Source organism: Paenibacillus sp. J31R30 (genome assembly GCF_059692115.1).
The window spans coordinates 324279-344346 of the sequence record NZ_JCAUAV010000004.1; the positions used below are offsets into that span (position 1 = coordinate 324279).

The window sequence follows — 20068 nt, forward strand, 5'->3', positions numbered from 1 at the left end:
AATCCCCGTCATCCACCGCTAAGCCCAGACACTCCAACAACTAGTTGCATCAACGATCCACTGTCGGTTATGGTTAATGAACGAACTTTTGACGAAATTCCGTAGGCGTAAGCCCGGTTTTCTTCTGGAACAACGTTGCAAAATGGGCAGCATTCGCCATCCCCACCTGCGCTCCAATCGCATGTACGGCCATGTCCGAGGTGATCAAAAGCTTTTTAGCCGCCTCCAGACGGACCTGCTGTATATACATAAACGGCGTCACGCCAGCTATTCGTTTAAAAGTCCTTTGCAGATGATACGTACTCGCATAAAAATGCTCCGCAAGCGTCGCTAACGACAGCGGCTCAGCGAAATGTTCTTCGAGATGCGCCTTCATTTGCCGGGCCCATTCCTCATCGGGAAGCCTGATTCCGTCAGGCCGACACCTTTTGCAAGGACGAAAACTTTCTTCAATTGCCGCTTGCTGATGATAAAAAATACGCACATGCTCCCGTTTCGGAAGCCTCGATTTGCAGGAAGGCCGGCAAAAAATCCCTGTCGTCGCCACCGCATAATAAAACTTCCCATCATACGCCGCATCATTCGCAACGATCGCTTGCCAAAACCGCTCGTGCATACCGAGTGCCCCTCTCCGTGTGTTCCTTTGATAAGCTCAGTATACCCAATCAGGCCTGCGGTTGTAAGTGTCCCGAGATGAGAAAGCAAGATTACAAAAGCCGCTCTCTGCGATAATGCATGTAACGACTTCCTAATTAATAAGGAGAATGACGATGCCACACTTGCGAGTTTCTGAACCCTTTAACCCTTTTGAACCATCCAGCTTAAAATGGCACGAACAAACGAGCACGCTCACTTTGGCTTTACCGCAACCTTTTCGATACGAGCAAAATATCGGTTATCTAAGCCGCTCCACCAATGAGTGCCTCCACAGTGAGGATGATGTGGAGCTTCATATCCGCATTGTCCACTATAGTGAATCTAGTCTACCCTCTGCGGTTCGCGAAGACATTGCTCGCTATGTGTGGGAGTGGTTTGATTTGGGGACGGATTTGACGCCATTTTATGAGATGGAGGATCCAATTCTGCGGCAAGTGACGGAGGAATTCCGAGGGCTGCGCTTGATGGGGATTCCCGATTTGTTTGAAGCGATGAGCTGGGGAATTATCGGTCAGCAGATTAATTTGGCGTTTGCCTATACACTCAAAAGGCGTCTAGTCGAAACCTTCGGCACATCGCTAGATTGGGAGGGTCGCACTTATTGGGCTTTCCCAACGCCAGAAAGAATCGCTGCGCTCACGACCGAGGATTTAACCACTTTACAATTCACGGGTAAAAAAGCGGAGTACCTCATTGGCGTTGCCAAACTCATGGCTGATGGATCGTTATCCAAAGCTGGGCTTCTTGCGATGAGCGATTTCCTTGCCATGGAAAAAGACCTGCTGCGCATTCGCGGTATCGGCCCCTGGACGGCCAACTATGTGCTGATGCGCTGTCTGCGCAACCCCGCCGCGTTCCCATTAGCCGATGTCGGCCTGCATAACGCGCTGAAGCACGTGCTTGTGCTCGAGGCCAAGCCCTCGCTTGAAGAGATCCGCCAGCTAGCCGAGGGCTGGCGGGGCTGGGAAGCTTACGCCACGTTTTACTTGTGGCGGGTTTTGTATTAGCCGCGGCTGATTGGCGCGGTCGGCGCCGGCTGTGGATTTCAGCCGCTGAGGCATGCTCGCCGCGGCGGCTTTCACTCTTTTGTTTCCACTATCAACCCTTCCTCAAACCCCTCACCCGAACAATCAAAGCACAATAAAGACTTGTCCGCCTGCACGACACCATCCAAAAACCCCATTTTGCAATAAATGGGCTTCTCACATGTGCGACAATGCCCGATGAGCTCCTCCATCTGCTTTCCTCCTCCTCCGTAACTCTCTGTAATACACGATATGCTCAGCGAAAAACTTCTACGCACCCTAGCGGCTTACCTCCAGCTCCCCCACTCGTCACCAAAAAAGGTTGCCACGCTCGATGTGATCGAATGCGGCAACCTTTCGCTATTCCTTTATTGGCAAATGACTTATCCAGTAATGCGATGCGTTAACTAGCTGAAGGTGTCGTCGTCGGAGCTGCTGGTGCTGGTCTACGATCCCCGCCATGGCCGGGCTTCCCTTTGAACGAACCACCGTCACCACGTGGTTGGAGCATTGGGCGTTCGCCGCCTTTGCGTTCAACAAAGCTTTTCAGCTCATCCGTCATATTGTCTTTGAGCTTGGCGATCAGTTGATCTTCGGTGATGCCTTTAGCTTGAGCAATCTCAGCAAGGGACTTCCCAGCTTTACGCTCAGCAGCCAATTCTTCCTCGGTGATACCGAGAATGGCAGCGATCTCTTTCGGAGCACCCCATACGCCGCCAGGCATAGGCATGTTAGGCATGCTGCCTCCGCGAGGCATAGGTTTTTTATCGAAGTTCATCGCGTGAGGCTTGGCTTCGACGATTTTTTTCAAACGATCAGCGAGGCCCGCTTTGAGCTTATCCGCTTGTTCTTGCTTTATTTTACCCGCGCTAAGCGCTGTATCGATTTTCTTCGTCTCTGCTTCTGTCAGCTTGGCAAGCAAGGCATCTTCACTGAGATTGGCTTTCTCCTGCGCGATTTGGACGATGGTTTTACCCGCAGCAATTTCCGCTTTAAGGACGCTATTATCGATACCAAGGATGGATGCAAAATCCATCGCTCCACCAAAACCGCCCTTACCGAAATCAAAACCGCCTCTCGGTGGCGCTGGATGCTTCTCAAATCTATGTTTATCCTGAAACTTCTTAGGTACTGATGACGTCGTCGTGTCTGTGTCATTTGCAAATACTTGATTATGCTGAAGTACGAAGCCGCCACTGATCAATAAGCCAGCTGCCAGTGTGCCGATAAGCCACGTTTTATGAATGCGCTTCATGCGAGTTACCCACCTTTTTCAAAAATTGGTCGATTCTTCTTCAGTATAAACGTTAATTGTGAAAAATCTTTGAATTTTCGAAAATAAAGTGATCCCTGCTCACGCTTTTTCTCGCGTTAGAAGAACGAAGCAAAGCACGGCACCAAGCTCCATAACGGCAATGATGATGCCTAATGGAATCGATGTTTGGCTGCCGCCAAGACCAACAAGCGGCGCTACTAAGCCACCGATAACGAAAGTCATCAAACCTAGCAGGGCTGCGGCGCTGCCGGCTGTTTTGCCTTGATTTTGCAGAGCCAGAGAAGAGGTTGATACGGAAACTGGACCTATGCAGGAAACGATGAGGAAGAACGCCGGCAAAATCAGATAGAGACCTGCCCCGCTAAGCGTTGCAACGAGCAGCAGCAGTCCACCTAGAACGGCAATTGCTAAGCCTCCAGCTAATAGACGGTGATTGCTTACTTTGCCAGCTAGGCGCCCCGTTATTTGACCGGCAAGGATCACGCCTGCGCCATTCACGGCGAAGATGACACTGAACATTTGCGGAGACACATCAAAAATATCCTGCAAAACAAACGGCGACCCCGAAATATACGCGAACATGCCGGCAAAAACGAGCCCCTGCGTTAACGCATAACCCATGAACAAACGGTCTGTGAGCAGGCCGCGGAAAATACGCAGCGTGTTCGTAAGGCCGCCTTTGGTGCGGCGTTCGGGCGGATGGGTTTCTTTTAACCCAAGTACAACAATAATGAGCATCGCGACACCGATAAAGCTGAGTACAAGGAACACACCGCGCCATGAGGTGAATTGCAGCAGCTGGCCCCCGATAATTGGAGCAAGGATAGGAGCCGAACCATTCACGAGCATCAGCAGCGCAAAAAACTTCGTCAACGCCACCCCTTCGTACATATCACGAACGATAGCCCGGGAAATCACAATCCCTGCGGCTCCCGCCATCCCTTGCACGAAGCGCAGGACGAGGAATGCCCAGATCGATGGTGCAACCATACAAAGTGCGGAGGCAGCGCCGTAAACCAAGAGTCCTACTAATAGAGGCAAGCGTCTCCCACGCACATCACTCACTGATCCCGCAACTAGCTGGCCTAGTGAGAGACCGAGCATGCAGGCGGTTAGGCTCATTTGTGCGAGCGAAGTTGTCGTATGGAGATCATCCGCAATGACGGGCAGCGCAGGTAGATACATATCTAGAGAAAGCGGTCCGAAGGATGCGAGTAAACCGAGCACTAGCACCATCCATAATCGGCTGCCGCTCGCTATTTCTTTGGATTGCGAAGCAATCGACATAAGAGATCACAAACTTTCCTAAGTAATTCATTTAACCTACCACTGGGATAGACTTTTGTCTAGATGGTTCGCCTGAAGGGAAAACCTGCCACTTGTGATCTCTGCTCGGACGCCAGAGGGAACGTAAGTACGGCTAATTGGGACTAAAACTACACTTTGCGTTATAAAAGGGAACGTATGGACGCTATTTGGCCATTTCCGCATAAAATCCCCCCTTTTCATGCAAATTAGCACACTCTCGTTCCCCAACAGCTCTAAAAACGCGCTATTTCGCGAAATAGCGTCCTCTCGTTCCCTTCCTGGAGCTGGTCGGATGGATGAAGCAAGTGGGTGGAGTAGTGGAGCTGTTCGAGTTCGTCTGAGGTTCCCTCAGCTGAAACAAGTAACAGCCCCTCCGGTCCATGACCAGAAGGGCTGTTATTCATGCTCTGTACCATTAGCTTAGGTGCCTTCAGCTTCTGTGCATCCAGCTACTTCGTAACCGTCACTGTCAACACATCGCTGGATGTCACGCCAGCAGCATTGAACAGCTCCACGCGATATTGATAAGCGCCAATACCCCGACCAGCAATAGCTGTTACTGAGCTTTGGGCGCTAGGAGAAGCGGCCTGTAAGCTTTTGCTATCGATAACCACACCATTCTCGTAGAGGCGATACCCTGTTGCATTTGTCCCCCACCACATGTTCGTGCTCACTTGGTAGTTGCCATCTCCATCCCAATTATTCTGCGATAAGACAGGCTTACCTGGGGATGCGTCTGTGATGGTTACAACGAGGGGCTGACTAACTGTCGTGCCGAAGAAATTGATAAGTTCACTTGTGTACGTATAAGTGCCGTTTGGTTTACCAGATACATCCACTTTGACGCTTTGAGCCGCCGGAGAGGCATCTGCTAGTGTTTTCGTGCTGATGAGAACGCCGTTTTCATATAGTTTGAAAATCGTACCATTATTCCCCCACCACATGTTCATGGTGACTGTGTAGTTGCCATCTTTTAGACCCGAATAGCCGTTATTGGAGGATAAAACGGGCTGACCAGGTACGCCAAGGGATAATGGCTTAACCACGTTAAATATTTGCGACGCGCTCGCCTTGTTACCTGCTGCATCCACTACAGTGTATGCCACTGTGTGAGGACCTACTGCCAGACTACCTGCGGCAATCGTTTGACCACTTGTAATGGCATTGCCATCCAAGGTCAGAGTTTGCTCCGCAACACCTGAAATCGCATCATTGCTAGCCAAGTCGAATCTCACCGAAGTCGTGTTCGTCACATCCGTTACCGCATGCCCCGACTCGGTTAGGGTCGCTGCTGGCGCTGTTTTATCCAGCTGCACTTGCAGGGATTGAGCCACTTCCGCATTGCCCGCTGCATCCGTAGATCCGTAGCTCAACGTTGTTGTGCCCTCGCTCCCGATAGTCACTGGCGCTGTATAGGTAGCTGAAGCTCCACCATTCATGGCATATTGGGTGATCACTGCACCCGCTTGATCATCTACCGCAGTTAACGTAACGGTAACGTCATCCTTGAACCAACCTGCTCCATTCGGAGTGCTCGATAAAGCAGCTGTAGTTACAGGTGCTGTACTATCAGCCGTCATGCTGAAATCGCTCAAGCCCCGTGGCTTCAATTGGTAGACACCTTTGAAAATAGCGCCAACACCTTGAATCGTCACCTTTTGACCAGCTGTGTAGGGGAAGGTGCTTAAGGATAAACCTGTTCGTGTATCGACACGAATGTGATTGCTGACCTCGCCTTTGACAGCGTCGAATTCAAAAGAACCCGTCGGCGATGCCGTGATGATATTGCTGATTGTCACATCGCTAAGTGTGAGGAGCTGGCCTTGATTGTCCGCTGTCACAGCGGATACTGGCGTTGGTGTTGGGAGCGCAGCGACGCCTGTTTTGGTGATTTCAACAGGATCTGTCAGCTCAAACTCCGTGTTAAAAAGCGCGGTAGAAGCCGTCAGTTTTACTGAATCGCCTGTGTGGAATCCACTCAAGCTTTGGAACACATACAGGCCGCCAGTCGCATCTTGTAAGTAGAAGGCCTGCCCGCCGAAAGCTCCCGGCTCCGTCGTAACAACACCCTCAACTGTCACCAACGTACCTGCTGCTTTCGCACGTGCTTCGGAGATGGTGATTTTGGCTGGAATCGGGTTCTGCTCTTCTGGCAAGTTTTCTGCGGGGACGTTTCCTAAGGTGACACTCTCCGTTTTGATATTAGAACCATTGATACGCAATCGCAGATTAGCCGGAGCCGTCGTGCCTGGCAGAACGCGTACATTCAGATCCTTGGTTGCGTGCCCGTTGATATCCGCCGTTACGCTGAACGTCGAGCTATACCCATAAGCTGTTGGCCAAGTGCCATCGGCATTCTGCACCTTGGCGATTTGTGAACCACCGCTGACCAGATAGATACCAAGGGAGAAGCCCGTTACCGTTGTCGAAGGAGGTAAGTTATCCACAACGACCCTTACAGGGAAGTCGGCCGCATTCGGCAATACCGCTTGTTTTACGAAGCTGTAAGTGGTGTTCGCCGTTGCTGCAGGTCCGCCATAGGAACTTGGCTTAAAGGTGCTGCGGTCGTACCATTTGTAGCCAGCGTTCGGCGCCGCCCAAGGCTCAGGCTGTGGTTCCGTCGATGCCGCCGGCGCTTCAAAAGGCAATAAAGCTGTCGGCTGGTCAAGCTGTAAGCCGCTGACTTCAGAGAAGCTGGTATAGCTTTCTTTGGTAGAAAGCCAGTTCACCATATTCACAAGCAGCGTTCCGTCATCCACTTCTTTAAAACCATCATACGTCGTCTTCTTCGCGCCTGTATCCTCGCGGACATATTTCGGCGTTGCATCCTCGACTGGTGAGGAGTCACCGATGAAGGCCGCCTTCCCTGCGCCTGCTTTCGAGACAGCCACATAAGGTCCCTCTGCTACTCCGCCACCGTTGTAGACACCTTGATCAACCGCATTTGCCCAAGCCTCATTCGTTTGCGGCAAGTACACGATGCCCTTCGCTTTCGTTGGATCGATAATAGCCAGGGTGGAACCTGCGTGCATTGCTACACTGGAGACACCTGTCGTGATGCCAAAAGCTTGCGCAGGCGCAACGATATTATTCGCATTAATGTCGCCGAGAGCGTTATAGCGAAAACGCAGACCAAACTGCGTCGCCAGCCAATCCGAGCTTGCTACATCCTGCATAGCGGAGGAAGACGCCTCTTCCGCGCTCATTCCTGCTGCTGGATTCGTCCAGGCACCTCGGCGGTACCCATTGAACACCTCGGAGCCATCCCAGCGGTTTTTGTTACGGTCGGCATTGTAGTGATCGCCGATGAAGAAAATACTGCCGCCACCCTGCACATATTGGGAAAGTGCTGCTTGCTCACTTGTTTTGTACGGAACATTGGACTCCGCTACCACAAAAACATCATAACCGCTCAAATCAGCCAACGTAATTGGCGTCGTTTTGCGCAGCTCTTTGACATAATAGCCATTATTCGCTAACGCGTTCCCGAAGTCCGAAAAAGCCCCATCAATGACCCAGTCCGCTGCTCCTGCCGTCTGCTCGTGTGTGTTGTCGAAAAGCACTTTCTTTCCTGCATTGCCATTCACAACCTTGGCTTCGATGAACGGCGCTGGATCTGTCGGTCCCTCCGCCTTCACTGCCTGCCAGCTGCTTGTCGCCAGCACTTGGAACGGTATAGCTACTGTCAACGCCAACGTTGTCTTCCATAATCTTGACTTCCATCCTTTGAGCCTACTCATTACAATTCCTCCTTAGCCTAATTTGCTGAGTCAAAACCTTTCTAAATAAGCAGCAGCTTATCGGACAGACAAGCTATCTAAGAACCACCTCATTCTACCATAGGAGAATTGCAAAATTTGCTATTTTATTGTAAAGACATGGAAATTTGTGCAGAAAACCAAAGAACTAGTTTCTTTTCCAAATGCGAGGGCATTCGCAAATCAGTTATTTATAGTTACCTATGCAAACTTCACTCTCCACTCCGCAACATTGTTCATGAATATCACTTTCGTTCAGTTGTAACCGCTTACAACCGAGCGTACGATAAAGTAGAGACCAGCCCTCAGGAATGTTGAGAACGGTCATCCCCATCGTTGAAGGAGGAAATTAACGAATGAATATCTACACGAGACGTACGCTCATCGCCCTGATGTATGCATTGTTGGCTGCCTTGTTTTTGGCTCTAGTCCCGCATCAAGCAAGCGCGGCAAGTGTCACCATCTCGAATGGAACAGCCTGGACAGATACGGCGGGTAACGAGATCCAAGCGAGAAGCGGCAATATTTTGAAGGTGGGGTCGACGTATTATTGGTACGGCGAGCATGCGGTGAGCGGAACGTTCGATAGTGTAAACGTGTATACCTCAACGGATCTCAAGAATTGGACTTTCAGCAACGCCATCCTCACGAAAAATTCAGCAGCCGAACTCAATTCCAGTAAAATCGAGCGTCCGAAAGTCATCTACAATGCCTCAACTGGCATGTATGTTTTATGGGCACATTATGAAAATGGCACCGATTATAGCTTAGGCCGCGTAGCTGTTGCTACGAGCTCAACACCCAATGGAAACTTCACCTACCAAGGCAGCTTCCGCCCTCTTAACTATGAATCCCGCGATATGACGGTGTTTGCTGACACCAACGGTTCAGCCTACCTCGTGACAGCTTCCCGCAAAAACGGCGGCGCCAACGACACCATGGCTATCTTCCAGCTAAATTCCAGCTATACAAATGTGTCTTCCTTCGTTGGCTGGATTTTTGAGAACGGCTATCGTGAAGCGCCTGCTGTCGTGAAAAAGAACAATACGTACTACCTGTTCACCTCACAGGCTTCCGGCTGGTATCCGAATCAGGGAGCTTATGCGACGACTTCGTCCATGACGGGAACATGGTCTGCGCTTTCGCCGTTTGGAGATCCCGCGGCTTACGCCACACAAATCGAGAATATCATGACGGTCACAGGCAGCTCGACTACCAGCTACATCTATATGGCTGACCGTTGGAATCCGCTGAATCTAAGTGACCATAAATACATTTGGCTGCCGCTGACACTGAATGATACGAGCGCTTCAGCCACGCTGAACTGGTACAGCTCTTGGAACATTGACGCGGTAACCGGCACCGTCACACTGCCATCTCACGTCAATCACGCCACGGGCAAAACAGCAACGGCAAGCTCAACCGCAGCCGCTTCTTCCGCTGCCAATGCGCTGGATGGCAACGCCCAAAGCTCATGGGCTGCTTCCAGCAGCACATGGCCAGCATGGTGGCAGGTTGATTTCGGAGCGCCGAAGACGATTACAGAGGTCGATATCTCCTGGTTTTTATACAAAGGCTCGGAAGGCTATCACAAGTATAAAATCGAGATCAGCAACGACGGCGTCAATTACGCCACGATTGATCGCACAACGAATACCGCCTATGGCTTTACGACCGATAAGGTACATTTCACGACGCGGTACGTACGGATTAATCTCGTGAATGCTGTCTTGTTCAACAATCCGAGCAACTGGTATACGCCAACCTTATACGAGGTTCGTCTCTTCGGACCATCGACGGCCGATGCCACAGGCTACAGCAAATTTGCGTCTCACAATTTCCCAACTTACTTCATCCGTCACTCTAACTACACGCTTCGGGTCGATCCGAATGTCTCGCCAGCTCTGGACTCTCAGTTCCGTGTGGTGCCAGGTTTAGCGAATGCGTCTAGCGTTTCACTGGAGTCCATGAATTTCCCAGGCTATTTCATCCGCAAAAACGCCAGCAATCAGATCGTCCTTGCTCAATTTGACGGCACGACTGCCTTTAATCAGGATGCAACGTTCAACCTCGTAGCTGGATGGGCAGATAGCAGCAAGGTCTCGTTCCAATCCTATAGCGCGCCTACCTACTACATCCGCCATTACAATTATGTGCTGCGCGCGGAGGTCATCAACGCTTCAAGCACTGCAACCGTGAAGAGTGATGCGACGTTTGCGCGTACGAATTACTGAGTGAATGCAAAAAGAGATGACAGCGATGTCATCTCTTTTTCTGTACATGGAGCCGAATCAGTACAACCGTTTCAACGCGTCAGGTGTAAATGGCAGCAATTCATTAAACCGACCGCCACGAACCTTGTCAGCCCAAGCAGGGTCAACCAACAGCGCGCGCCCGACGGCAACGAGATCGAACTCATTCTGCTCTAGGCGAACAAGCAGTTCGTTGATGTCGGCCGTGCCTGCGCTTTTTCCGCGGAAGGAGCCCAAGAATTCATCGTCTAGACTGACCGATCCTACGGTGATCGTCGGCTTGCCCGTTAACTTCTTCACCCAGCCTGCAAAATTAAGGCTAGATCCTTCAAACTCGGGTTCCCAAAATCTGCGGGTCGAGCAGTGGAATATATCTACGCCTGCTTCCACAAGCGGTGTAAGCAATTGTTCGAGCAGCTCTGGCGTGGCGGCAAGCTTAGCTGTATATTCGGCCGATTTCCACTGCGAAAGCCTAATCATAATCGGAAAATCAGGTCCGACAGCGCGGCGGCAAGCCTCGATGATCTCGACCGCAAACCGTGTACGAGCCAGTAGACTGCCACCGTACTTATCCGTGCGTTGATTCGTTTTCTCCCATAGGAATTGATCGATTAGGTAGCCATGGGCGCCGTGTAGCTCGATGCCGTCAAAGCCAATCCGTTTCGCATCGGCTGCTGCTTGTGCGTAGGCTTGCACGACTTGATCAATTTCCGCTTGCGTCATCGGCTCATTCACTTGTTCGCCTGCTAAATTGCGGCCTGATGGTCCAATCGATAGTGCTTCTGGATGCGGTAGTGAACCATTTGGGCGAGTCATCCCGATATGCCAGAGCTGAGGCATGATGCGTCCTCCCGCTTCGTGCACAGCATCAGCTACACGTTTCCAGCCCGCCAGCGCCTCTTCGCCATGGAAGTTAGGGACGCTTGGAGTATCCGTTGCCGCTGGGTGATTGATCAGCGTACCTTCGGTAATAATAAGACCAACGCCATTCTCCGCGCGGCGGCGGTAATAGTCCACCACGTCCTGCCCAGGGACACCATTTGGCGAGAAGGCCCGCGTCATCGGCGCCATCACGACTCGATTCGTTAAGCTAAGATTTCCTAGTGTAAAAGGCTTGAACAACGCCTCGACAGATTGCGTCTTTTGACTTATATTGGGATTCGTCATAGCGGTTCCTCCACTCCATATTTCTATTTGGTTACTTCAGTGACATACGTTCAAAGCATTCAAATCATTAGTTCGATTATTATCGAACAATAGAAATATAGCATGAAGTATGTTAAAATGCAATCACTACGCCTACACAAGGAGGAAGCATCCTGAAAATACTATTTCACCCAGACAAAAAGGATATGCATCTCTCATCCGTCCTCTATGCGTTAAGCGATCCCGTCCGGCTATCCATCGTCTCGGAAATCCGCAAATTAGGAGAATGTACCTGTGGTGGCATAGAGGTTGCCATTGTGAAGTCAACCATGTCCCATCATGTACGCACGATGCGTGAAGCCGGCGTTGTAAACGTCCGCGTACAGGGGACTCAACGCTTCTTGTCCTTGCGAAAGGATGATTTAGAAGAACGATTCCCAGGTCTGCTGAATGCGATTCTTAGTGCTTATGAGAGTTCTGAGGAACAGGAGATTTCGGAGTGAACCGCAACAAATTTTTGAAATAAAAGAGATGGCGATAGCTGCCATCTCTTTTTGTTAGAATGACGTTTCTCTCTATTTACCTTTTATGCACTAACTTAAACAATGGCGCGAGTATGGCTAAACCCGAGAGGAAGACTACACCTGCGATTACGTATAGCGGTACGAGTGAGATTACGTTTTTTAATACACCAGATAGCAGCATCGTCACAACCATTGTTGCCCCCATGAACATCGGTGTGATAATCCCGTTTACCTAGCGAAGCAGGTGGACTGGAAATGATGAAGCGCAACTTTTTCCAATTTTTATCGTTTTAATGAGAGTACTTCCATTAAGTGCAGATAAAATCAAAGATAGCGAGGGAGAAATTGAAAAAGCTATTCGTTGTAGGCGCTGTTTTTGTAACGGGGATTGCCCTGTTCTGCTTGTTAACCGGTTATCGCTTAACTCCCACTAGCACACTGCCCGGCAATGTCCAAATCGTCATGTCCGAAAAAACGGTATATGGAAAAGCAGTACTATATGAAGATGTGGATACTCATACATTTGGCGTTGCTGAAGTAGAGCAATTTTTGGGGGTCTTCTATCGATTTGGTGGAGGTTCGAATAGTCATTTCACTGAAGAAGGCAAACCCTTTCTAGCAACGGGAATATCGTCGGGATCAAGATCCGTAGACAGCTTTCTCCTAGGGGTGAGAACCGCACCCGAATCAGCGATTAGCTATATCGTGCTGGGGAATCACATGCAAGGATTAACCCCCTCGGTTCCATATAAATTGACTTTGGATGATGTGAAAGCAAACCCTGATCATTATCACGTGGCTGCGGTTAGCAACAATTATGCTTTATTCGTAGTGGATAAATACACAGAGGATAATTGGACGATTCGAGCCTTTGATAGGGAAGGAACCTTAATCGCCGATAAGTTATCTGGAGCGGAGATTCGGTGGATGGAACCGAGGAAGTGAGGCTGTTCAATTCTCGCAAAAATGCGATACAGCATCCTTTTCGCTCTCAAATCGAGCAAAAATAGGAAATTGATGCGAATAGGCAACTTTGTTCGCTTCACATGCTGATTAGCCACGATTTCAGCAAAAATAACTGCCTATTTGCAACTTTGCCCCTCCAAAGGGCGAAAAAACACAAAAAAACTGCACTTTTGCAGTTTTCATTGTCGTTATTACCGAAACTGCTCCTTGCAGTTTCGGTGCCATCGTTACCCAAACCTGCACTCTCGCAGGTTTGGGTCTTTTAGCTCGTAGGGGCGTCCACTTAATTCCCCTTCGTCTGCCCCCGATACACATTCGGCACGAAGCCGGTATGCGCCTTGAACAGCTTGCCGAAGTAGTTCTTATTCTCGTAGCCGAGCATGTCGGAGATTTGTTCCACGCTTTTGTCGGTGATCTCCAGCAGTTCCTTCGCCTTCTCCATCTTCATCCGCGTTACGTACTCGATGAAGTTCTCGCCAGTTTCCCGCTTGAACAGGCGGCTCAGGTAGCTCGGATGCAGGTGCAGATGCGCCGCGGCATCCTCGAGGGATATTTTCGTATCGAGGTGGTTGTACACGAACCGCTGGCACTCCAAGATTTCACGATTATGCGACTCTCTGTACACTTGACCTGCCCATTGGATCGCCTGCTGCAGATAATCCTTGAGCCATAGCTCCATTTCACGGATGGAGGACAGTTCATGCACATCATGGTGCAGCAACTCGGAGGAAAACGTCGATTGATAATGCTGCAGTGACTTGAGGCGCATTCGTACGTCGAGGATCATTTTGAGCAGCCAATCCTTGACCTCCAAGGGACGGAACCGATTATATTGGATGAAATCGACCCATTTCGAGACGAACGACTCAATCACTTCCCCGCGCTCATCGAAAACCACACTGCGAAACTCATCCAGCGCCTGCGCGTACTGCGCCAGCAGCTCCCCGCCATCTCCGAAGCTATCACGCATATGCTCAAGCTTGCTGATCGAGGACTCTGGCATATAGAATCGTATCGCCTTGGCTTCCACCATGCGAATCAACTGATCCTTCAACACCCGAACATCCTTCACAGGCGTCCCGGTGATGAAGGAAAATGAAATTTTGGCATACTTCTGCAGACACGTCTGCAGCTGTCGCAGCGTCTGTTCCATCTTCTGACTATTGTTCACATGCAGCTCAGAGAAATGCGGAAATAACAGCACAATCTCTCCTGTATCGTAGGTGAATAAGGTTACTTCCTTCTGATCGATCAGAAGCTCTTCGACGATATTCTGAATCGTATATTCAAATAAATCCTTCGATTGAAACCGACTATTTGCTTCTTTCACCCGATTGGCATAGCCGAATACTGGAAGAACCGCATGCTTCGTAAGCTGGATCCCGAAGTCCTCCGCTTTGGCACTCCACTCCGCAGCATCGAATAATGGCTCATTCACGGTGCTGCGGATAAATTGGCGTTTCGACGCTCCGCGCTGCTGAGAAACTTCTTTCTCGAGCTTCCGGCTCTTCGACTGCTGCCGATCCTCCGCATCCAACTGTTCCTTCAGCCTGATCAGCACCTCGGTAATATTGCTGACATTCATCGTTTCCTTCAAAATATATTCACTCACCGAAAGCTTAACCGCCGCCTGCGCGTAGTGGAATTCGTCGTGGCAGGAGAGAATTACTGCTTTCACGTTCGGATCCTCCTCGCGGAGGGACTTGATCAGCTCCAGCCCATTGATCTCAGGCATCCCGATATCACTGATCAGCACATCTGTCTTGGCTTGCTGTCCTGCCTTCAATGCTTCCAACGGATTGGCATAAACACCAGTTAATTGATAGCCCAGCTCTGCCCAATTGATCGTCGTTTTGAGAAATTCAAGAACGGGGATATCATCATCTACAATCATCACAGTGTACATAGGTCACACCTCCTTCTCGGGTTGCTGTGGAAAGCGTAGAATGATCTGGGTTCCGTGGCCCAGCGTGCTTTCAATCTCGTAATCGAATCGATGCCCATAAATCATACGAAGTCGTTCAAACACATTCTGCAATCCAATGCCAGACAAGGATGGACTGCTTGCTTCTTCCTCTATATAGGCCGTTGAAGCCGCTCCCAGATGATCACACAGCTCTGTCAGACGCTCTGGCGTCATACCTACACCAGAATCCTTGATCTCCACCTGTAATCTGCCATCGTCAGCAATGCGGGAGGCAATCATTATTTCGCCTGCTTTACTTTTAAGGCCATGAATATACGCATTCTCAATGAGTGGCTGTAAAAGAAAGCGTGGAATTTGGATCAGCAAGGTATCCGATGCTGCAGATACGCGTAGGACAACCCGATCGCCATGCCTCGAATTCAACAGTCGCACATAGTGTTCGTTGATCCCGATCTCTTCATGTAGCGTTATATAAGCATTGTTCCGATTGATGGTCATCCGCAGCAAGGCAGATAAGGAGCTGATCAGCTCCGCGTTCTCCTCGTCGCCTTTCATCATGATTTTCAATCGAATCGAATTCAGTACATTAAACAGAAAATGCGGATTAATCTGCGCTTGCAGCATAGCCAGCTCAGCCTTGCGCTTGAGCTCCTGCTCCCTGCGGTTTTCAACCAATGTCAGCTCGATCCTGTCGATCATGCGGTCGAATACGTAACCAAGCCGACCTACTTCATCACCGCCGCTAATATTAGATCGTTCACTCAACTGTCCTGATTCAATCCGGACAACCGTTTGTACAAGCTTTGCAATAGGCTTGGTCAGCGTTCCTACCACATAAAGGAGTACCACCGCGAACAAAATCAGAAACAGCAATTGAATCCCTAGATCCGTTTTACGGAACGATTGGATTTGTTGGGCAGCATTCTTATACGGGGTCAAATTGACAAGTTTCCATTCGGTCGTTATCTGACTGCTGAGTAAGATGTAATCTTCCCCTTTTACCTTCACGAAAGCCGAACCATCCTCATCGGGCAATTGGTCGTAATAGGGAAATGCTTGTCCTATCGTCGAGTTGTCGCGGTCTACCAGGATTCTTCCCTGACCATCAATGATTGCCATGGATTCCGTCTTCTCATATTGATTGAACAACTGCTGCAGCGCATTCATCTCCAGCCCAACAATAACATAGCCCTTTGTCAATCCGTTCAGAGTCAGCTTCTTCGCTGCAGAAAGTAAGTAAGGCTGATTTGACCCGTTACTGTAGTTTGGTTCTGCGCCAATCCATTTCACATTATAACCAGATATCTGTTCGACTTCTGGAAACCAACTTTTCTGCATAAAAGTTCTTGGATCGAAATTAATCGTAGTGAACGAAGCCACATACTGCCCATTCGGGAGTAGTAACGTAACATACATTTTATCAAGTGGACTCATAACCGTTGTGAGCCTTTTATCTATCGTATTCTTATTTACAAAAATGTCCCCAATCGAGGTATGGTCATCCACATGACTTAAATTCAGAATGGGTTCCTGCAGATCCTGGTCGAACTGTATGAAGTTCATTATATATAGCATGTTCTTCATTTGCGAGGAAACAATCTGACTCACAATCCGCATGGATTCTCGTGAGTTGTCTGTCACTTGCGTACGCACAGCATCTCTTGTAAAAAAATTGGATACATTCATCGAAACAATCGACGGTAAAACCAAACAAATTAGAATTGTTAGGACTAATTTATTACGCAGCGATAATGCGCGAAGCCAATTTAGCACGAAGATGTCCTGCCTTTCCCGTTGAAAATGGGAAAAAGAGGGGCCACTTCGGCCTCCTCTTGCTTCCTCAATCCATTATAACAGCAAAGCTGGATTCATCGTTACCGATTACTTCGCATTGCTCTTTCTGATGTCTTCAAGCTTACCTTTTGCTGTTGAGATCGTTTTCTCCAGATCTTGCTTGCCTGTTAAGAACAATTCTACTTGCGTCAAGTATTCTTTTTCTTGTTGCAATGCGTACGTTGGAGGAACAACCAATTTCGTTGCTTTGTTTACTTTCAAAGTGGAAAGCAAGGAAGCTTTGTCGATCTTACCTACTGTTTCTGGCTTGCCGCTTGCTAGGATTGCATCAACGTTTTTGTTAATATCTGCTTTTTTCCAACCGGAGAAGAATAGACCTTGTGTTTGGATACCTTCAGTTGTATACCATTTAACGAAGTCATAAGCAGCTTGTTTGTTCTTGGAGTTCGCAGCTACACCCATGAAGTCAGCGCCAACTTCAGTTAGACCGTTCGTATCTTTGGCATCATATTTCGGGTACGGAGCAAATACCGTGTTGAATTTCGCGTTTAGCGCTAGCTCACCAACCATCCAGTTACCTGTTGCTAGCATAGCTGTTTTACCTGCGTAGAATACGTCACGGTAAGCCATCTTTTGCGAAACAACTTCGAAGTAAGGTACGGATGTTTTATCAACGTTTTCCATTTGGTTACGTAGGTTCAAGGAGAAACGAACCTGCGGGTTATCAATGTTTTCTGTACCATCGGATTTAACTAGGTACGGGTTATCCATATTGTTGTTCAAACCTAGAAGAGCGTAGTCTTTCCAGTTGTGGAAGTACGAACCGTATTGTTTCGCAGCGCCTTCACCGGATGTTAATTTTTTCGCGTATTCTGCATAATCATTCCAAGTCCATTCTGTTGGAACTGGAAGCTTAGCTGCATCCAATTTGTCTTTGTTCAAAAGAACGAACCATTCGATCATTTTACCAGGCAAAGCATAGTATTTACCGTTTACAACAGGATCAAGTTTGTACTCGTCTTTAACAACAATCTTATCTTTTGCTAAGTAAGCATCTAGAGGCTCAAGAATCCCTGCACCTACACGTTGTGCAAAATCGGATGCGCTGGAGTACATAACAACGTCCATTTGCTCGCCGGAAGCAGCTAGTAGATCAAGCTTTTTCATACCTTCCTGGGAATCGCCCTTCTCGGACATGCTCTCGTAAACGACTTTTACGTTCGGATGAGTTGCATTGTAGGCTTCAACTGTTTTGTTCCAGTTACCTTGAGCTTCTGTATACCATGCTTGTACTTTAATTGTTACAGGTGCTTTCGTTGATGAAGTTGCTGCACCACCAGCTGTTTCAGCCGGTTTATCTTCACTTTTACTGCCACAGCCTGCAAGCGCAGTACTGATTGCTAGAACACCGCTTAATACGAGTAAACTCTTTTTCATATGAACCCCTCCAAGAAGATATTTGTATATTGCTTCGCTACCTGAAAACCTTTACATGACGAATCGTAACAAACTTGGTATGAGCACACGAGGCAATATTTTAACCTCATGCACTCTTATTTTGACATCTTGCCTGCCTAGTTCGATTAGCCTTTCACACCGCCCGCGGAAATACCTTCGATAACTTGCTTCTGGCCGATGATGAAAATAATGAGCAAAGGCAAGATCGCAGATACGGATGCGGCCATAATTAGCGAGTAAAACTCTCCATTCAAGTCGGCAAACGAGTGAATGCCGAGCGGAAGCGTGAATAACGACTTATCTCTTAAGAAAATAAGCGGGTTCTGGTAATCATTCCACGTCCAGATAAAGCGCAGAATCGCATACGTTGCAATCGCAGGACGAACAAGCGGTGTACAGATGGTCCAGAAGATACGCGCATGACCTGCACCATCAATCCGTGCGGATTCCATGTACTCATCATGAATACCTAGGTAGAATTGACGCAGCATGAAGGTACCTAGTACGCTGAAAGAGCCCAGAAGGACAAGTCCCATATGCGTGTCGTACAGGTGCATCCAGCGAAGTAAAAGGAATTGCGGCACAAGAATTGCCTGACTAGGGACCATATAAATGATAAGAACAATAACGAAGATAACGCTGGAGCCGCGGAACTTGATTTTAGAAAATGCGTAAGCTGCCATTGATGAAAAGAGAACGGATAATGCCGTCGTAATCACGGATACTTTAATGGAGTTCCAGTAGTATAAAGGGAATTTCGACTTTGTCCAAACGGTATTAAAATTTTCAACAAGATTCCAATGCTTCGGTATCCACTGAATCGGGAAAATAAACACATCTGCTTCAGGCTTCATGGAGGCTGAGATCATCCATAGGAATGGCGACATGAACAGGATGCCGAAAGCGAACATCACGATCGTTACTATTATTTTTTTCAAACTTTTATTCTTGTCCATGGGTATTCCTCCATTCTTAGTAGTTGACCCATCTACGTTGGCCAAACCATTGAATTAGCGTAATCAAGAGAACTAGAATTAGCAGCACAATCGCCATCGCCGAAGCATAACCGGATTGCAGATTGATAAAGGCGGCTTCGTATAGGTGATACACCACGACACTCGTTGAATTCGCAGGGCCACCATTGGTAAGAACAGAAATGACATCAAACGCTTTAAATGTTCCAATAATCCCGGATACGAGAAGGAAGAACGTTGTTGGTGACAATAAAGGTATTGTAAGACTGTAGAATTGCTTGAATTTGGACGCGCCATCAATATCCGCCGCTTCATATAGATCCTTCGGAATGGATTGCAGACCCGCCATAAAAATAATCATGTTATACCCAATACTGATCCAAACCATGAGTCCCATCACGCAATACAACGCGACGTCAGGATCAGCCAGCCATTTCGGCGGATTCGCAAAGCCCCAGTCCATCAACATCTGGTTAATTGGCCCGTACGTTGGGTGAAACAACACTTGGAATACGATCGCTACCGCAACTACACTTGAAATGTAAGGAATGAAATAGACGATTTTGAAAAAACCTTTAAAATACACTTGCTTATCAATTAGTACGGCTAATACTAAGGAAATAATGAGCGTTAATGGAACAACGATCATCAGGATCATGTTATTTTTAAGGGAAAGTAGAAAGACGCTATCATGAAAGAGCTTGATAAAGTTGTCCAACCCGAGAAATTTCACCTTGGAAAACCCAGCAACGAAATTCCAATTCGTGAAGCTTAGGATGAACGATGCGATAATCGGAAATAGCGTAAATACCAATAAGCCAAGTAACATGGGACTTGCAAATGCGTATCCGGCCAAATCCTCTCGAATTTGCCGCTTCGACCGTTTCGGCTTCACTTTCGTTGTTGAAATCGTGCCAGCCTGTGATTGTATATGGTTAGCCATGAAATTCACCCCATGTCGTGTTTTCTATAGTCTACCTTGTGAGCGTTTGACGGTTAAGTC

Annotated in this window: 16 protein-coding genes; 5 read left to right on the forward strand and 11 right to left on the reverse strand. The window is 48.5% G+C overall.

Translation table 11 applies throughout. From position 1 onward, the window contains the following. Nucleotides 1–73: 73 nt before the first annotated feature. A complete protein-coding gene (locus tag AC58QO_RS18350; RefSeq protein WP_497268007.1) occupies nt 74–616 on the reverse strand; it encodes a bifunctional transcriptional activator/DNA repair enzyme AdaA in 543 nt (180 codons plus the stop codon). 154 nt (nt 617–770) lie between these two features. Between AC58QO_RS18350 and AC58QO_RS18355 the strand changes: the two genes are divergently transcribed. Next, complete coding sequence (locus tag AC58QO_RS18355) at nt 771–1664, forward strand: DNA-3-methyladenine glycosylase family protein (RefSeq protein WP_497268009.1); 894 nt, start codon at nt 771–773, stop codon at nt 1662–1664. A 71-nt stretch (nt 1665–1735) separates the two neighbouring features. Here AC58QO_RS18355 and AC58QO_RS18360 read toward each other — a convergent pair whose 3' ends face one another. The 4 genes from AC58QO_RS18360 to AC58QO_RS18375 all read right to left on the reverse strand — a co-directional run bounded on the left by AC58QO_RS18360 (nt 1736) and on the right by AC58QO_RS18375 (nt 8006). Further along, entirely contained in the window at nt 1736–1894 is a 159-nt protein-coding gene (locus tag AC58QO_RS18360) for a hypothetical protein (RefSeq protein ID WP_497268011.1), read from the reverse strand. Between the two features lie 191 nt (nt 1895–2085). After that, on the reverse strand, nt 2086–2937 hold the full coding sequence (locus AC58QO_RS18365) for a hypothetical protein (RefSeq protein WP_497268013.1): 852 nt from the start codon (nt 2935–2937) through the stop codon (nt 2086–2088). Nucleotides 2938–3036: 99 nt separating this feature from the next. Continuing rightward, complete coding sequence (locus AC58QO_RS18370; protein WP_497268015.1) at nt 3037–4245, reverse strand: multidrug effflux MFS transporter; 1209 nt, start codon at nt 4243–4245, stop codon at nt 3037–3039. Between the two features lie 470 nt (nt 4246–4715). Beyond that, a complete protein-coding gene (locus tag AC58QO_RS18375) occupies nt 4716–8006 on the reverse strand; it encodes an OmpL47-type beta-barrel domain-containing protein (protein ID WP_497268017.1) in 3291 nt (1096 codons plus the stop codon). A gap of 410 nt (nt 8007–8416) precedes the next feature. Between AC58QO_RS18375 and AC58QO_RS18380 the strand changes: the two genes are divergently transcribed. Continuing rightward, a complete protein-coding gene (locus AC58QO_RS18380; RefSeq protein WP_497268156.1) occupies nt 8417–10258 on the forward strand; it encodes an AbfB domain-containing protein in 1842 nt (613 codons plus the stop codon). Between the two features lie 57 nt (nt 10259–10315). On the opposite strand, the gene AC58QO_RS18385 is transcribed toward AC58QO_RS18380, so the two are convergent. Next, complete coding sequence (locus AC58QO_RS18385) at nt 10316–11443, reverse strand: NADH:flavin oxidoreductase (RefSeq protein ID WP_497268019.1); 1128 nt, start codon at nt 11441–11443, stop codon at nt 10316–10318. Between the two features lie 185 nt (nt 11444–11628). Between AC58QO_RS18385 and AC58QO_RS18390 the strand changes: the two genes are divergently transcribed. The 3 genes from AC58QO_RS18390 (at nt 11629) to AC58QO_RS18400 (ending at nt 12891) form a co-directional block, all read left to right on the forward strand. Then, nucleotides 11629–11925 (forward strand): ArsR/SmtB family transcription factor, encoded by a 297-nt coding sequence (locus tag AC58QO_RS18390; protein ID WP_497268021.1) that lies wholly within the window; start codon nt 11629–11631, stop codon nt 11923–11925. Between the two features lie 113 nt (nt 11926–12038). Next, nucleotides 12039–12182: a hypothetical protein gene (locus tag AC58QO_RS18395; RefSeq protein WP_497268023.1), complete on the forward strand. Its 144-nt coding sequence runs from the start codon at nt 12039–12041 to the stop codon at nt 12180–12182. Nucleotides 12183–12291: 109 nt separating this feature from the next. Further along, complete coding sequence (locus AC58QO_RS18400) at nt 12292–12891, forward strand: hypothetical protein (protein WP_497268025.1); 600 nt, start codon at nt 12292–12294, stop codon at nt 12889–12891. A 304-nt stretch (nt 12892–13195) separates the two neighbouring features. Here the strand turns inward: AC58QO_RS18400 and AC58QO_RS18405 are convergent, their stop codons facing one another. The 5 genes from AC58QO_RS18405 to AC58QO_RS18425 form a co-directional block, all read right to left on the reverse strand. After that, nucleotides 13196–14818 (reverse strand): response regulator transcription factor, encoded by a 1623-nt coding sequence (locus tag AC58QO_RS18405; protein WP_497268027.1) that lies wholly within the window; start codon nt 14816–14818, stop codon nt 13196–13198. 3 nt (nt 14819–14821) lie between these two features. Continuing rightward, nucleotides 14822–16612, reverse strand: coding sequence for a cache domain-containing sensor histidine kinase (locus AC58QO_RS18410; RefSeq protein ID WP_497268029.1), 1791 nt, complete (start codon nt 16610–16612; stop codon nt 14822–14824). A 108-nt stretch (nt 16613–16720) separates the two neighbouring features. Beyond that, complete coding sequence (locus AC58QO_RS18415) at nt 16721–18070, reverse strand: ABC transporter substrate-binding protein (protein WP_497268031.1); 1350 nt, start codon at nt 18068–18070, stop codon at nt 16721–16723. A 146-nt stretch (nt 18071–18216) separates the two neighbouring features. Next, the gene (locus AC58QO_RS18420) at nt 18217–19047 is read right to left on the reverse strand and encodes a carbohydrate ABC transporter permease (RefSeq protein ID WP_497268033.1); all 831 of its coding nucleotides are present in this window, start codon (nt 19045–19047) and stop codon (nt 18217–18219) included. Between the two features lie 16 nt (nt 19048–19063). Next, a complete protein-coding gene (locus tag AC58QO_RS18425; RefSeq protein WP_497268035.1) occupies nt 19064–20008 on the reverse strand; it encodes a carbohydrate ABC transporter permease in 945 nt (314 codons plus the stop codon). Nucleotides 20009–20068: the final 60 nt, after the last annotated feature.